Raw genomic sequence first — 13,846 nt, 5'->3', positions numbered from 1 at the left:
GGCCGCACCGCCCGCCCTCCGCCGGGCCGGCTGGCAGGATCGCCGCATGGCTGAACTGCGGCGGAACGCGGACGACGGGCGACGGGACGCGCAACAGGACGAGGCAGGCCTCTGGGCGGAACTGGTCGAGACGGCACGCCGGACCGTCACCGACGGACTGGTGGTCGGCACTTCCGGCAACGTCTCCGCCCGCCTCGGCGACCTCGTGCTGGTCACCCCGTCCGGCGTCCCCTACGACCGGCTCACCCCCGCCGACATCACCGGCGTCGACCTCACCGGGCGCCAGGTGCTCGGCACGCTGGTGCCGACCAGTGAGCTGCCCATGCACCTCGCCGTCTACCGCACCACCGACGCCCGCGCCGTCGTCCACACCCACGCCGTGCACGCGACCGCGGTCTCCACGCTCGTGCCCGAACTCCCGCTGGTCCACTACATGGCCGCCGCTCTCGGCGGACCCGTCCGGGTCGCCCCCTACGCGACCTACGGCACCGGCGAACTGGCCGAGAACATGCTCCGCGCCCTGGCCGGCCGCTCCGGCTGCCTGCTCCAGAACCACGGCACGATCACCTACGGCGCCACGCTCGCCCAGGCCTACGACCGCACCGCCCAGCTGGAGTGGATGTGCCGCCTGTGGCTGACGGCGTCCTCGGTACCGGGCCTGACACCGTCCCTGCTGACGGAGGCACAACTGGCGGAGGTCGGGGAACGCTTGAAGGGGTACGGCCAACGGAGGTGACCCCTTGCCGAGCAGTGACCCGTTCCGCACCCCGCCGACCCCGCTCGCGTCGCTCCGCAGCACCTTGCCGACCGGGCTCTCCTTGATCCGCAGCACCGTCCCGACCCGGCTCGCCTCGATCCGCAGCACCGTCCCGACCCGGCTCGCCTCGATCCGCCGCGTCGGCGCTCGCGCTCGGCCACGACGTGCCCGTCCCGTGGTGCCGAAGCCGTCCGGAACCCGGCGCTCCGCACCACGTCCGGCCCTTCCGCTGGCCGCCGGCCGGAACCCCCACGACACTGGACTGGTGCGCACCGCAAAGGCGACCGCCACCGCGCTCACCGCGGTCCTTGCCGCCGGCACGGCGTCCGTGGTCGCCGGCCGGCTCGCCAGCGACGCCGCGCTGAAGGCGTCCGCGGGCCGCCCCCTGCCCACCGAGCCCCGCCTCACCGTGCACGGCACGGCCGCCGGCCAGATCACCCTGACCCGCGACCTGGCCGCCCTGCGCCCCGGCACCTACGGCCTCGCCGGCGACGGCTCCCACGCGGTCGTCGGCCCCGTTCTGAACGCGGCCGCGCACACCGCCGACACCGTCGTACGCCGCCTGGACCGCGTCACCCACGGAACCCTCGCCGCCGGCGACGCGGTCTGGCTCACCCCCAACCTGTACGTCGGCAACCCCCGCACCGCTCTCGGCCTGGACCACGCCGACGTCGACGTGCCCGGCGAACTGGGCGCTCTGCCCGCCTGGTTCGTGCCCGGCCACCGGGACACCTGGGTGATCGCCGTACACGGCCTCGGTACCACGCGGGAACACGCCATGAATGTCATGGGTTTCCTGCACGGCCGCCGGCTGCCGGTCCTCGCCCTCGCCTACCGCGGCGACCTCGGCGCCCCACGCCCGCCGGACGGGTTGAACCACCTCGGCGAGACGGAGTGGCGGGACGTCGAGGCGGCGATCCGCTACGCCGTCCGCTACGGAGCCCGCCGGGTCGTCCTGCTCGGCTGGTCCACCGGCGCCACCATGGCCCTGCGCGCCGCCGAGCACTCCGCCGTCCGCGACCGCATCGCCGGGCTCGTCCTCGACTCGCCGGTGCTCAACTGGGAGGCCACCCTGCGCGCCCTGGCCAGGGCCCGGCGCACCCCGCAGCCGCTGCTGCCGCTCGCCGTGCGGGCCGCGCAGGGCCGGGCCGGACTGCACGCCGACCGGATCGCCGAGACCGCCGACCCCGCCCGGCTGCGGGTCCCCACGCTGGTCATCCACGGCCCGGACGACCAGGTGGCCCCCTGGGAGTTCTCCCGCCGGCTCGCCCGGCGCCGCGCCGACCTCGTCGCCCTGCACACCGTCCCGCACGCTCCGCACGCGGCGATGTGGAACGCGGACCCCACGGAATACGAGGAACGGCTGCGCCGGTTCCTGACCCCGCTGATGTGACGCCCTGCCCCCGGCGGCCGGCCGGTCCGGTGCTGAGCGTTCCGTTTCCTGCCGTACGGCTGGCTCGATCACGTCGCTCGGGCCCACCCGAACCCGGTGCGTTGGCCAGCCCCGTCGCCCGCCGTGACATTCCGTTTGGGTTTTCGGACCGTCAACCGGAAGACTGCACCCGTGACGTCCCGTATCCCGCGCGACTCCAGGCTCCGACTCGTCCGACCGCGACCCCTGGCCGCCGCCCCCAGAGCTGTGAACCAGCGGCGCCCAGGCCGCCCCGCACCCCGGCCGCCGGAGGGTACGCCCGCCCGCGCCGAGCTGGCCGGAATGGCCCGCACCGGCCTGGCCGGCGCGGCGCGCGTCGCCCGCTGGGCCGACGCCGCCCTCGGCCCCGGCCAGGGCGGTGCCACCGCCGACGGCAAGGCCACTCTCTCCGACGCCACCGCCGAGCGCGCCGCCGCAGACCTCGGCCTGAGCGTCGCTCAGGTCCGTGCCGACTGGGACACCGCCCGCCTCGCCGGACTGGTCGAGGTGCACGGCGACAGCGCGCGCCCCGGCTGGCGGCTGCGCGCCTGGAACCGCGACGACAGCGCCGTACTGCGCGGCTGGGTCGCCCTCTTCGACGCCTGGTCGCTCGCCTGCCCCGAACCCGCCGGGCACGAGCCGGCCGCCGTCGCCGAGGTCGTCTCGGCCATGCCCCAGGTGCTCTCCTTCCTCCAGCTGTCGGCCGGCCCGGTCCCCGTCGAGCAGCTGCTCGACCTGCTCCAGCAGCGGGTCACCGAACTGCGCACCGAACGCTGCGAGGTCTCCTACGAGCCCGGCACCGGCCGCCCCGCCGGAACCCCGGAGCCGGCGGTCCCCGCCCCCGCCGCGGACGCCCCGCTCGCCCCGCTGCTCGACTGGGCGCTGCGGGCCCTCGCCTCCGTCGGCGCCCTCACCTACGGCGGCGGCCAGGCCACCCTCACCCCGCTGGGCAGCTGGGCGGTGTGGGTCAAGCTGGAGCAGATCTGCGTGGCCGCGCAGAGCCCGGCCGGCAACATCGAGCAGTCCGCCGAGGACATGCTCCGCGGCTGCGCCCAGCTGCGCCCCAACGCCGCCCGCGCCGAGTACCGCGCCTGGCTCGCCGCCCGGCCCGTCGGCAGCGCCGTCACCGAGCTGATCGCCGCCGCCCGCGGCGACGACGCCCTGCTGCGCGGCCTCGCCTTCGAGGCGCTGCGCGTCGTCGGCGCCCCCGCCGAGCCCGACGTCCGGGGCGTCGTGGACGAGCCGGCCCTCAGGCCGTACGCCCTGCTGTGGCTCGCCGAGCACGACGGCCTCGACCCCGAGGACGCCCACGAGGTGCTCACCCGGGAGGAGGCCACCTGGCTGTGGGTGGACACCGCCGCCGCGGTCGCCGACCACGGCGAGGCGCCGATGCTGGTCCGGCATCTGGAGTCGGCGGTGCAGCCCACCGTGCCCCAGCTGCTCGACGAGGTCCGCGCCGTCGGCCACCCGCGCACCGTGCAGGTCCTGGTCGCGCTCGCCGCCGCCCACCCCGACCCGGCCCTGGCCAAGGCCGTACGCCGGGCCGCCTTCCAGGTGCACACCGGGGGATGAGCGGAGGGAGGGGGACTCAGGAGCCGATCTCGGGGGCGTACGTCCCGAAGCTCCAGATGTTCCCCTCGGTGTCCCGGGCCATGTAGTCCCGCGAGCCGTAGTCCTGGTCCGTCGGGGGCATCAGGATCTCCACCCCGTGCTCCACGGCCCGCTCGTGGTGGGCGTCCACGTCGTCCACCACGACGTACACCCCGGCGGGCCCCGCGTTTTTCATCGCCGCGTCGAAGAGGCCGCCGCGGCCCTTGGAACCGATCATCACCGCGCCGGTGCCCTGGACCAGCTCGGCGTGCATCACCGTGCCGCCCTCCGTCTCGTACACCGACAGCTCGGTGAAGCCGAGGGCCTCCGTGAGCTGCCTGATCGCCGCCTTCGCGTCCGCGTACAGCAGCGTGGGATAGATGCTCGGCCGTGCGCCGCCGCCCGTGCCTGCCATGCCGATCACTCCTTCGTGCATCGGTTCCGCCGTGCTTTCCGAGTGTGGCAGGCACCACCGACAACGCCCCGGCGGACCGCGCCGCATCGCGCCGAGCCGCCGGTCCGGTGCCCCTGCTCGCGGCCCGCCGCCGGCCTCCGAACGGGCGACTTCCCCACCCGGCCCGCCAAGCCGCCCCGCCCGCCCCGCCGACGGTGACTACGCTCGGCGCCTGATCCGGGACGGTGGCCTACCGAAGGGGGGCGAGGTGGCACTTCCACCCCACGGACCCCACCGGCACCACCCCACCCGGTCTCCGGACACCAACCCCCCACCCCCGGATCCGGGCGCCAACTCGGCACCTCCGGCTCGGGACAGCGCCCCGGCCCCCATGCACACCGCCCCGGCCCCCATGCACACCGCCCCGGCTCGGGACATCGACCCGCCCCCCGCGCACACCGCCCCGGCGTCGGAGGCCCCCCGAGCCTCCGCAGGCCCTGCCTCCGCCCCGGAGGCCCCCCGACCCCCCGCAGGCCCTGCCCCTGCCCCGGACACCAGCCCGCCGTCCACGCGCACGGCCCCGAAACCCACCCCGCTCATCCCCGTCGCGGCCCCCCGTCGGCTGGCCGGCGCCCTCCTCCTGGCCGTCCTGGCCGCCGGTCTTCTCGGCGCGGCCCACCAGCTGCGGCCCGCCCCCTACGGCGACCGGATCCTGCACGGCCGGGAGCGGGTCGCGGATGCGCAGGGTGCCGTCATGGCCGGGCACGACAGCCGTACCGGTGTGCCCCGGTGGCGCTACGCGCGCGTGGGGCACCGTCCCGTCGCCGTGCTCCCCGCGCGCGGGGAGGTGATCGCACTCTGGGACGACGGGCTGCTCACCGACACCGACGACCGTTCCGTGCGCTGGCACCGGGCCCTGCCCGACGCGGCCGAGTGGCTCCCGGCCCAGGGCGGCACCGGCGTCCTGCGCCCCCTCGGCCACGGCATCCTCGCGGTCGTCACACCGCACCGCGTCACCGCGTACCGCACCGCCGACGGTGATCTGCGCTGGATGCTGCCCGCCCGCAAGGGCTGCGCGTTCCGGCCCGAGGACGCCGTACGGCGCGGCGCGGCCCTGCTGCTCGCGCAGCCCTGCGCGGACGCCGCCTGGACCGGGCAGCTCGTGGCCCTGGACGACCTGGGCCGGATCGCCCCCGGCCGCACCCCGCTGCGCAACGATCTCCCGGCCCGCGCCCCCGGCACCTGGACGCAGAAAAACCGCTTGCACGGCCCCGTTAGACTTGTCCCCATGGCCATTCTCCTCGCGCATTAGACGGCGGGAACGTCCTGACGCCGCCCACCCGCCAACCCCTGTACGCCCTGGAGTCTGTCCTTGATCTCCGCCTCCGGTATCGAGCTGCGCGCCGGTGCGCGCGTCCTCATCGAGAACGCCAGCTTCCGTGTCGCCAAGGGCGACCGCATCGGCCTCGTCGGCCGTAACGGCGCCGGCAAGACCACGCTCACCAAGTGCCTGGCCGGCGACGGCATCCCGGCCGCGGGCCAGATCACCCGCTCCGGCGAGGTCGGCTACCTCCCGCAGGACCCCCGCACCGGTGACCTGGACGTCCTCGCCCGCGACCGCATCCTCTCCGCCCGCGGCCTCGACGTACTGATCCGCAAGATGCGCGAGAACGAGGAGCGCATCGCCAACGGCAAGGGCACCACCCGCGAGAAGGCCCTGAAGCAGTACGAGCGCCAGGAGACGGAGTTCCTCACCAAGGGCGGGTACGCCGCCGAGGCCGAGGCCGCCACCATCGCCGCCGCCCTGAACCTGCCCGACCGGGTGCTCGGCCAGCCGCTGCACACGCTCTCCGGCGGCCAGCGCCGCCGTATCGAGCTGGCCCGCATCCTGTTCTCCGACGCGGACACCCTGCTCCTCGACGAGCCGACCAACCACCTCGACGCAGACTCGGTCATCTGGCTGCGGGACTACCTGAAGACCTACCGCGGCGGCTTCATCGTGATCTCCCACGATGTCGATCTCGTGGAGACCGTCGTGAACAAGGTGTTCTACCTGGACGCGAACCGGTCCGTGATCGACATCTACAACATGGGCTGGAAGCTCTACCAGCAGCAGCGCGAGGCCGACGAGAAGCGCCGCAAGCGCGAGCGCGCCAACGCCGAGAAGAAGGCCGCGGCGCTCAACGCGCAGGCCGACAAGATGCGCGCCAAGGCCACCAAGACGGTCGCCGCGCAGAACATGGCCCGCCGCGCCGAGAAGCTGCTCTCCGGCCTCGAGGACGTCCGGATGTCCGACAAGGTCGCCAAGCTCCGCTTCCCGGATCCCTCGCCCTGCGGCAAGACCCCGCTGACGGCCGAGGGCCTGTCGAAGTCGTACGGCTCGCTGGAGATCTTCACCGACGTCGACCTCGCCATCGACAAGGGATCCCGGGTCGTCATCCTCGGCCTCAACGGCGCCGGCAAGACCACCCTGCTGCGCCTGCTCGCGGGCGTGGAGACGCCGGACACCGGCCAGGTCGTCCCCGGGCACGGCCTCAAGCTCGGCTATTACGCGCAGGAGCACGAGACCCTGGACGCCGACCGCACGGTCCTGGAGAACATGCGCTCGGCCGCCCCCGACATGGATCTGGTCGAGGTCCGCAAGGTGCTCGGCTCGTTCCTGTTCTCCGGCGACGACGTCGACAAGCCGGCCGGTGTCCTCTCCGGCGGTGAGAAGACCCGGCTCGCCCTCGCCACGCTCGTCGTCTCCTCGGCGAACGTGCTGCTGCTGGACGAGCCGACGAACAACCTGGACCCGGCGAGCCGCGAGGAGATCCTCGGCGCCCTGCGCACCTACAAGGGCGCGGTCGTCCTCGTCACCCACGACGAGGGTGCCGTCGAGGCGCTCCAGCCGGAGCGGATCATTCTGCTGCCGGACGGCGTCGAGGACCTGTGGGGTGCCGACTACGCCGATCTCGTCGCCCTGGCGTGATCCAAAGCCTGATCCATTGAGTATGGATCATTCGGCCCATCCGTGATCCATCATCTGTGTGAGATGCCCTCGTATCGAGGTGTGTCGTACACGGATTTTCCGGCCGATCCCCGTGCTGCCAAGGGATCGGCCGCTCTGCGTCCCTGACCTGGTACTTCGCGAATCCACCCGTTCGGACCCAAGGATCCCAGCGCTCGGAATCTCATATTCCGCTTGTGGGGAACCGCTCCTGTCGTCACAACGATGTCTCACGGACCTTGCCGAATGGGTGGCCATCGCGCCGAAGAGGGGTGATCATGAGGAGACCAGAGCGCACTTCCCATGAGGAGGCACGGGTGGCCGAGACTCTGAAGAAGGGCAGCCGGGTGACCGGCGCCGCGCGCGACAAGCTCGCGGCAGACCTGAAGAAGAAGTACGACTCCGGTGCGAGCATCCGGGCGCTGGCCGAGGAGACCGGCCGCTCGTATGGCTTCGTACACCGGATGCTCAGCGAGTCGGGCGTCACGCTACGTGGGCGTGGCGGAGCGACCCGGGGCAAGAAGGCCGCTTCGTCCTGACGCCGGGCGGCCCATCGGCTTCGATGGTGGCCACCCGGTCGGCGGACTGACCGGCCGGGTGGTTACTGTGCAGTCACTTAGCTCTGCTCAGCTGACCGCACCCATCGGAGGCGTCCCATGGCTTCGCCCGACCAGGATCTCGCTGCTGTACTCGACAAGGACGGCGTACGGCTCACCGTCGACGACGCGCTCGCCACGGTGACGCTGGCCAACCCGGCCAAGCGCAACGCACAGAGCCCCGCCCTGTGGCGGGCGCTCGCCGAGGCCGGGCGGCTGCTGCCGGGCTCCGTCCGCGTTGTCGTGCTGCGCGGTGAGGGCAAGTCCTTCTCCGCCGGGCTGGACCGACAGATGTTCACCCCGGAGGGGATCCCGGGCGAGCCGACCTTCATCGACCTCGCGCGCCGTGACGACGCCGGGCTCGACGCGACCATCGCCGAATACCAGGAGGCGTTCACCTGGTGGCGACGGAACGACATCGTGTCCATCGCCGCCGTCCAGGGGCATGCCATCGGGGCCGGGTTCCAGCTCGCGCTCGGCTGCGACCTCCGGGTCGTCGCCGACGACGTGCAGTTCGCCATGCGCGAGACCAGCCTCGGTCTCGTCCCGGACCTGACCGGCACTCACCCGCTGGTCGGCCTCGTCGGGTACGCCCGCGCGCTGGAGATCTGCGTGACCGGGCGGTTCGTCGGGGCCGCCGAGGCGGTGTCGAGCGGGCTGGCCAGCCTCGCGGTGCCCGCGGCGGAACTCGACGCGGCCGCGCGGGACCTGGCCGCCGCCGTGCTGGCCGCGCCGCGGGATGCCGTGGTGGAGACCAAGGCGTTGCTGCGCGGCGCCCTGGACCGCACGTACGAGGAGCAGCGCGTGGCCGAGCGGGCCGCGCAGGCCCGGCGCCTGCGGGACCTGGCCGGCCTCGGCGAGTGACCCCACGGCCCTAGACGTGTTGTCTCGGTACGTCGGTGACACGCGTGCACAAGTACATCCAGTACGAGGGCCGGGGCCCGGCATTCCCCCAGAGCACGCACCCGACGTCGCGCGGCGCGCCCTTCGGGCGGACGACGGGAGTGTGACCACGGCCCCTAGCCGACCGCCGTGACCACCACGGCCACCGTCGGCCGGTCCGTCAGCGCGTCGCGTACGGCCGCGCGGACCTGCCGGGCCACGTCCACGGCCCGGTGGTCCGCGCCCGTCATCAGTTCCACCCGGACATGACGGCGCGGCAGCGTGCCCTCGGACACGCGCTCCTCGATGTGCACCGCCCGGCCGAGGCCTCCCAGCACACCCGTCAGCCGGGCCACCCCGGGGGTGGCGAGGGCCGCCGCGGCCACCGCGGTCTCGTCCGGGTCCGCCGTCTCCCGGGCGGGTGGCGGCTGCGGCGGGCGCACCGCCGCGGGGGTCTGTTCGTCGGTCTCCAGCAGGTCCGTCACCCGTAGATCGACATCCGTCACGGCGAGACCGAGGCGTTCCGTCGCCGCCGTCGCCAGGGCCAGCCGCAGCCGGGACGCCGCCGCCGGCAGCGGCTCGGCGGCCGTCACCGCGCAGTCCGCCGACACCCGCAGCAGGCCCGGCGGCAGCGCGCTCGGCGGCGCCGGCACGACGGGCTCCTGCGCATCCTCCGGATCGGCCAGGGCGATCCGCAGCGCATCCAGCCGCACCCCCGGCGCGCTGTCGGCCGCCGCACGCCCCAGCACCGCGCCGGCCGCCGCCTCCGCGATCCACGCGCCGTCCCGCGGCCCACCGAGCGGCACAAGCCTGCCCAGTCCCACCTGTTGCCGCACCATCCGAGTCCACCGGTCCGCCGTCATTCCACCAGCCTGCCGTATGAGCGGCGCGCGGCCGAGCAACCTTGCATAGCGTGGTGCGTGAGGACGACGACCGGGCGGGGCGACGACCGAAAGGGATGTACGGCGATGACCGACATGACGACCACTCCCGAAGGCAGCCAGGAACCGCCGGCTTCGACCCGCAAGACCACCCGGCACGGCGGCGACCCGGCCGCCCGCGGCCGGACCACCATCGCCGACGGCGTCGTGGAGAAGATCGCCGCGCTGGCCGCCCGCGACGTGGTCGGCGTCCATGCCATGGGCAGCGGCCTGGCCCGCACCTTCGGCGCGGTACGCGACCGGGTGCCGGGCGGCGCCAAGTCCGTGACCCGCGGTGTGAAGGCCGAGGTCGGCGAGGTGCAGACCGCGCTCGACCTGGAGATCGTCGTGGACTACGGCGTGGCGATCGCCGATGTCGCCCACGCGGTACGGGAGAACGTGATCGCGGCCGTGGAACGCATGACCGGCCTCGAGGTGGTCGAGGCCAACATCGCGGTCGGCGACGTCAAGCTGCCCGAGGAGGCGGAAGAAGAGGAGGAGCCGGGGCCCCGGATCCAGTGAGACCGGACCCGGCCCCGGACACCGCGCGCCCGAGGGCGCACCGGACACCGCACGCCTGACGAGCTGAGGAGCGCTGCATGAGCAGGGCCGTGGTCGGCATGATCGCCGGAATGGCACTGGGTTTCGCCGGGTACTTCGGCGGTTTCGGCGCGTTCCTGCTGGTGGCGGCGCGGTCCTGGCCGTCGGCCTGGGCGCGCCGCCCCCTCCTGGTGGCTGCACACCGGCCCGCACGACGTCTGGCGTCCCTTCCGGCGGAGGTCCGGCTGACGAAGGTCAGGCACACGGCGCAACGGGTGTCCTGACAGCCCTGGGGGCTAGAACCCGTGCCGCATCCCTCCGTCGACGGGCAGCATGATTCCCGTCAGATACGACGCGGCCGGGGACAGGAGGAACGCCGCCGCCTTCCCGAACTCCTCCGGCGTCCCGTACCGGCGCAGCGGAATCCGGGACTCGTTCGCGGCCCGGGTGGCCTCCGGGTCCGCGGACAGGCCGTCCAGCTCGCGCACGCGATCCGTGTCGATCCGCGACGGCAGCAGTCCCACCACCCGGATGCCGCGCGGGCCCAGCTCGTCGGCGATCGACTTGGCGAACCCGGCCAGCCCCGGCCGCAGGCCGTTGGAGACGGTCAGTCCCGGAATCGGCTCGTACACCGACGCGGACAGCACGAACCCGATCACTCCGCCCGGCTCCAGCTGCTCCGCCGCAGCGCGAGCGAGCCGCACGGCGCCGAGGAACACCGATTCGAACGCGTCCCGCCACTGCTCGTCGGTGTTGTCGGCGACGAACCCCGGCGCCGGCCCGCCCACGCTCACCAGCACACCGTGGAAGCCGCCGAAGTGCTCACGGGCGGCGGCGATCAGCCGCTCGGGAGCCTCCGCGTCCGCGTTGTCCACGGCCACGCCGATCGCGTTCGGGCCCAGTTCGGCCGCGGCGTCGGCGACCCGCTTCTCGTCCCGGCCGGTGATCACGACCTTCGCCCCGTCGGCGACGAGCTCGCGCGCGGTGGCGTTGCCCAGTCCCCGGGTGGCCCCGGTGACGACGTACACCCGGTCCTTCAGTCCAAGATCCATGCCCCTATCCTGCCCCGTCGCCCCCGAACAGCGTGAGGGCGGTGTTCACCAGGCCGATGTGACTGAACGCCTGCGGGAAGTTGCCCAGCTGGCAGCCCGCCACGGGGTCGTACTCCTCGGCCAGCAGACCCACGTCGTTGCACAGGCCCACCAGCCGCTCGAACAGCTCCCGCGCCTCCTTCGGCCGGCCGGTCATGTGCAGCGCGTCGGCCAGCCAGAACGAGCAGGCCAAAAAGGCGCCCTCGCCGCTGGGCAAGCCGTCGACCAGTGAGTCCTCGGTGTCGTAGCGGCGCAGGAAGCCGCCGTGGCCGAGGCCGTCGCGGATCGCGTCGACCGTGCCGACCACCCGCGGGTCGTCCGCCGGCAGGAACCCGACGCGGGGGATCAGCAGCAGCGCGGCGTCGAGTTCCCGCGAGCCGTAGTACTGGGTGAAGGTGTTGCGCTCGCGGTCGAAGCCCTTCTCGCACACCTCCCGGTGGACCTCGTCCCGCAGCCTGCGCCAGCCCTCCAGGTCGCCGCGCAGCTGCCGGTGCGTCTCCAGCGTCCGCACGGCCCGGTCGGCGGCCACCCACACCATCACCTTCGAGTGCACGAAGTGGCGCCGGCCGCCGCGCACCTCCCACAGACCCTCGTCCGGCTGCCGCCACGCCGACATCAGGAAGCCCATCAGCGAGCGCTGGATGGCCCACATGTGCGGCTTGGCGGGCAGGCCCGAGGCGCGGGCCAGCGACAGCGAGTCCATCACCTCGCCGTACACGTCCAGCTGGAGCTGGTCGACGGCGCCGTTGCCGGTGCGCACGGGCGCGGAGGCGACGAAGCCGGGCAGCCAGGGCAGCTCGGTCTCCGGCAGCCGCCGCTCGCCCGCGACGCCGTACATGATCTGGAGGTCGGCCGGGTCGCCGGCGACCGCGCGCAGCAGCCAGTTCCGCCAGGCCTCGGCCTCCTCCTGGTAGCCCGCGGCGAGCAGCGCGCCGAGGGTGAGGGTGGAGTCGCGCAGCCAGCAGTACCGGTAGTCCCAGTTGCGCACCCCGCCCGGCTGCTCGGGCAGCGAGGTGGTCGCCGCGGCGACGATGCCGCCGGTCGGGGCGTAGGTGAGGGCCTTGAGGGTGATGAGGGAGCGGACCACCTCGTCCCGGTACGGGCCGGTGTACCGGCACTGGCGGGCCCAGTGCCGCCAGTCGGTGACGCTGCTCTCCAGCGCCTCGTACGGGTCGACGAGCGGCGGGCGCTTCTCGTGCGAGGGGTGCCAGGTGAGCACGAAGGCGACCCGCTCGCCCTCGGTGAGGGTGAACTCCGAGTGGGTGCCGTAGTCCTCGCCCCAGGTGTGTACGGCCGGCTCGGCGCGCAGCCAGGCGGAGTCCGGGCCGGCTACGGCCACCCGGTGGCCGTCGGAGCGGCGCATCCACGGCATGATCGAGCCGTAGTCGAAGCGCAGCCGCAGCGTACTGCGGACGGTCACCCGGCCGCTGACGCCCTCCACGATCCGTACGACGTCGGGGGCGTGCTCGCGCTGCGGCATCAGGTCGGTGACGCGCACCGTGCCGTCGGCGGTCTCCCACTCGGTGTCGAGGACGAGGGTGTCGGGCCGGTAGGCGCGGCGGGTGCAGGTGTCCGCCCCGGCGGGCGCGATCCGCCAGTGCCCGTGGTCCTCGTCGCCCAGCAGCTTGGCGAAGCAGGCCCCGGAGTCGAAGCGCGGCAGGCACAGCCAGTCGATCGAACCGTCCTTGCCGACCAGGGCCGCGGTCTGTTCGTCTCCGATGACGGCGTAGTCCTCGATGCGCGCGTTCACGGGATGCGGTTTCCCGGCGGACCAGGGGGCCAATCAGGTGGTGCGCCGGGGGAGTGAGCCGCCCCGGCGAACCGTGGCGCGCTCAGACCGCGGCCGGTTCGCTCTCCTCCGGTCGCGGCTCGGCCGCGGCCTCCGCCCGGTCGCGGATCTCCCGCCGGACCAGGAACCACCAGCCGACCGGGACGGCCGCGGCGAACAGCCACCACTGGATCATGTACGCGTAGTTCAGCGGGGCGTCCTCGCTGCCCGGGTCGGAGATCTGCTCCGGGGAGCCGCCCTTGGCTTGGGGCGCCGTCTGCTGGATGTAGCCGCCGAGCACCTCGGCGCCGAGCCGCCGTGCCTCCTCCGCGCTGTTGATCAGCATGATCTGCCGGTCGGGGAGGCCCTTGACGTTCTTGATGCCGCTCGCCGCGGTCGTCTCGTCGGCCATCAGCCGCCCGGTGACGGTGGTCCGGCCGGCCGGCGGGGCGGGAATCTCGGGGAAGGCGGTCTGTACGCCGTTCGCCGGGATCCAGCCGCGGTTGACGAGCAGCACCTTGCCGTCGGTGAGCACGAACGGGGTGAGCACGTGGAAGCCGACCTCGCCGTCGGAGCTGGTCCGGCGCCGGACCACGACCTCCTTGGCGGTGTCGAAGGTGCCGGTCGCGGTGACCGTGCGGTACTTCTCGGCGCGGGTCACGGCGTGCCCGGGAGAGCTCAGCTCCTCGACCGGGACCGGCTCGGCGTGCAGCGCGGCGGAGACCAGGTCGTTGCGGGCCGTCCGCTCCTCGTACCGGTGCTGCTGCCAGAAACCCAGTTTGATCATCGTCGGGATCAGCGCGATCGCGACGAGCGTGAGGATCACCCACTGGCGGGACAACAGGAAGCGGTAGCGGTGCACCCCACGACGGTACCTCCGGGGCGTGGGGTGCCTTGCCCGGGGGTGC

At 73.7% G+C, this 13,846-nt stretch carries 14 protein-coding genes; 9 read left to right on the top strand and 5 right to left on the bottom strand.

Annotated features, from left to right (window positions below; translation table 11 throughout):
* Positions 1–46 precede the first annotated feature (46 nt).
* From ACZ7DL_RS15510 to ACZ7DL_RS15500, 3 genes are all read left to right on the top strand, one after another.
* Positions 47–736 (top strand): class II aldolase/adducin family protein, encoded by a 690-nt coding sequence (locus ACZ7DL_RS15510; protein ID WP_470774674.1) that lies wholly within the window; start codon positions 47–49, stop codon positions 734–736.
* 286 nt (positions 737–1,022) lie between these two features.
* Positions 1,023–2,150, top strand: a complete 1,128-nt coding sequence (locus ACZ7DL_RS15505; RefSeq protein WP_470774673.1) for an alpha/beta hydrolase — start codon at positions 1,023–1,025, stop codon at positions 2,148–2,150.
* A gap of 321 nt (positions 2,151–2,471) precedes the next feature.
* Positions 2,472–3,740, top strand: coding sequence for a hypothetical protein (locus tag ACZ7DL_RS15500; RefSeq protein WP_470774672.1), 1,269 nt, complete (start codon positions 2,472–2,474; stop codon positions 3,738–3,740).
* Positions 3,741–3,756: 16 nt separating this feature from the next.
* On the opposite strand, the gene ACZ7DL_RS15495 is transcribed toward ACZ7DL_RS15500, so the two are convergent.
* On the bottom strand, positions 3,757–4,194 hold the full coding sequence (locus ACZ7DL_RS15495; protein ID WP_470774671.1) for a VOC family protein: 438 nt from the start codon (positions 4,192–4,194) through the stop codon (positions 3,757–3,759).
* 349 nt (positions 4,195–4,543) lie between these two features.
* Between ACZ7DL_RS15495 and ACZ7DL_RS15490 the strand changes: the two genes are divergently transcribed.
* The 4 genes from ACZ7DL_RS15490 (at position 4,544) to ACZ7DL_RS15475 (ending at position 8,601) form a co-directional block, all read left to right on the top strand.
* Positions 4,544–5,464: a PQQ-binding-like beta-propeller repeat protein gene (locus tag ACZ7DL_RS15490; protein ID WP_470774670.1), complete on the top strand. Its 921-nt coding sequence runs from the start codon at positions 4,544–4,546 to the stop codon at positions 5,462–5,464.
* Positions 5,465–5,524: 60 nt separating this feature from the next.
* Positions 5,525–7,123, top strand: coding sequence for an ABC-F family ATP-binding cassette domain-containing protein (locus ACZ7DL_RS15485; RefSeq protein WP_470774669.1), 1,599 nt, complete (start codon positions 5,525–5,527; stop codon positions 7,121–7,123).
* A gap of 335 nt (positions 7,124–7,458) precedes the next feature.
* Entirely contained in the window at positions 7,459–7,680 is a 222-nt protein-coding gene (locus ACZ7DL_RS15480; protein WP_004002281.1) for a helix-turn-helix domain-containing protein, read from the top strand.
* 117 nt (positions 7,681–7,797) lie between these two features.
* Complete coding sequence (locus ACZ7DL_RS15475; RefSeq protein WP_470774668.1) at positions 7,798–8,601, top strand: enoyl-CoA hydratase/isomerase family protein; 804 nt, start codon at positions 7,798–7,800, stop codon at positions 8,599–8,601.
* A 155-nt stretch (positions 8,602–8,756) separates the two neighbouring features.
* On the opposite strand, the gene ACZ7DL_RS15470 is transcribed toward ACZ7DL_RS15475, so the two are convergent.
* Positions 8,757–9,482 carry a nucleopolyhedrovirus P10 family protein gene (locus ACZ7DL_RS15470; protein ID WP_470774667.1) on the bottom strand — a complete coding sequence of 242 codons (726 nt, stop codon included), beginning with the start codon at positions 9,480–9,482 and terminating at the stop codon, positions 8,757–8,759.
* Positions 9,483–9,587: 105 nt separating this feature from the next.
* Between ACZ7DL_RS15470 and ACZ7DL_RS15465 the strand changes: the two genes are divergently transcribed.
* Positions 9,588–10,061: an Asp23/Gls24 family envelope stress response protein gene (locus ACZ7DL_RS15465; RefSeq protein WP_470774666.1), complete on the top strand. Its 474-nt coding sequence runs from the start codon at positions 9,588–9,590 to the stop codon at positions 10,059–10,061.
* 77 nt (positions 10,062–10,138) lie between these two features.
* Positions 10,139–10,363: a hypothetical protein gene (locus ACZ7DL_RS15460; RefSeq protein ID WP_470774665.1), complete on the top strand. Its 225-nt coding sequence runs from the start codon at positions 10,139–10,141 to the stop codon at positions 10,361–10,363.
* A gap of 12 nt (positions 10,364–10,375) precedes the next feature.
* Here ACZ7DL_RS15460 and ACZ7DL_RS15455 read toward each other — a convergent pair whose 3' ends face one another.
* From ACZ7DL_RS15455 to ACZ7DL_RS15445, 3 genes are all read right to left on the bottom strand, one after another.
* Entirely contained in the window at positions 10,376–11,131 is a 756-nt protein-coding gene (locus tag ACZ7DL_RS15455) for an SDR family oxidoreductase (RefSeq protein WP_470774664.1), read from the bottom strand.
* Positions 11,132–11,135: 4 nt separating this feature from the next.
* Positions 11,136–12,920: a glycoside hydrolase family 15 protein gene (locus ACZ7DL_RS15450; protein ID WP_470774662.1), complete on the bottom strand. Its 1,785-nt coding sequence runs from the start codon at positions 12,918–12,920 to the stop codon at positions 11,136–11,138.
* Between the two features lie 82 nt (positions 12,921–13,002).
* A complete protein-coding gene (locus ACZ7DL_RS15445; protein WP_470774661.1) occupies positions 13,003–13,800 on the bottom strand; it encodes an SURF1 family cytochrome oxidase biogenesis protein in 798 nt (265 codons plus the stop codon).
* Between the last annotated feature and the right edge of the window lie 46 nt (positions 13,801–13,846).

It is taken from the genome of Streptomyces sp. NPDC036984 (assembly GCF_055607665.1).
The sequence above is the reverse complement of the archived record's forward strand: the minus strand, read 5'-3'. Positions and strand labels throughout refer to the sequence as shown.

What these genes read in the sequence shown, in the direction of transcription:
- ACZ7DL_RS15470 (WP_470774667.1), bottom strand. Translation starts at nt 9,482, where the DNA reads ATGACGGCGGACCGGTGGACTCGGATGGTGCGGCAACAGGTGGGACTG.
- ACZ7DL_RS15495 (WP_470774671.1), bottom strand. Translation starts at nt 4,194, where the DNA reads ATGCACGAAGGAGTGATCGGCATGGCAGGCACGGGCGGCGGCGCACGG.
- ACZ7DL_RS15455 (WP_470774664.1), bottom strand. Translation starts at nt 11,131, where the DNA reads ATGGATCTTGGACTGAAGGACCGGGTGTACGTCGTCACCGGGGCCACC.
- ACZ7DL_RS15460 (WP_470774665.1), top strand. Translation starts at nt 10,139, where the DNA reads ATGAGCAGGGCCGTGGTCGGCATGATCGCCGGAATGGCACTGGGTTTC.
- ACZ7DL_RS15490 (WP_470774670.1), top strand. Translation starts at nt 4,544, where the DNA reads ATGCACACCGCCCCGGCCCCCATGCACACCGCCCCGGCTCGGGACATC.
- ACZ7DL_RS15475 (WP_470774668.1), top strand. Translation starts at nt 7,798, where the DNA reads ATGGCTTCGCCCGACCAGGATCTCGCTGCTGTACTCGACAAGGACGGC.
- ACZ7DL_RS15465 (WP_470774666.1), top strand. Translation starts at nt 9,588, where the DNA reads ATGACCGACATGACGACCACTCCCGAAGGCAGCCAGGAACCGCCGGCT.
- ACZ7DL_RS15500 (WP_470774672.1), top strand. Translation starts at nt 2,472, where the DNA reads ATGGCCCGCACCGGCCTGGCCGGCGCGGCGCGCGTCGCCCGCTGGGCC.
- ACZ7DL_RS15510 (WP_470774674.1), top strand. Translation starts at nt 47, where the DNA reads ATGGCTGAACTGCGGCGGAACGCGGACGACGGGCGACGGGACGCGCAA.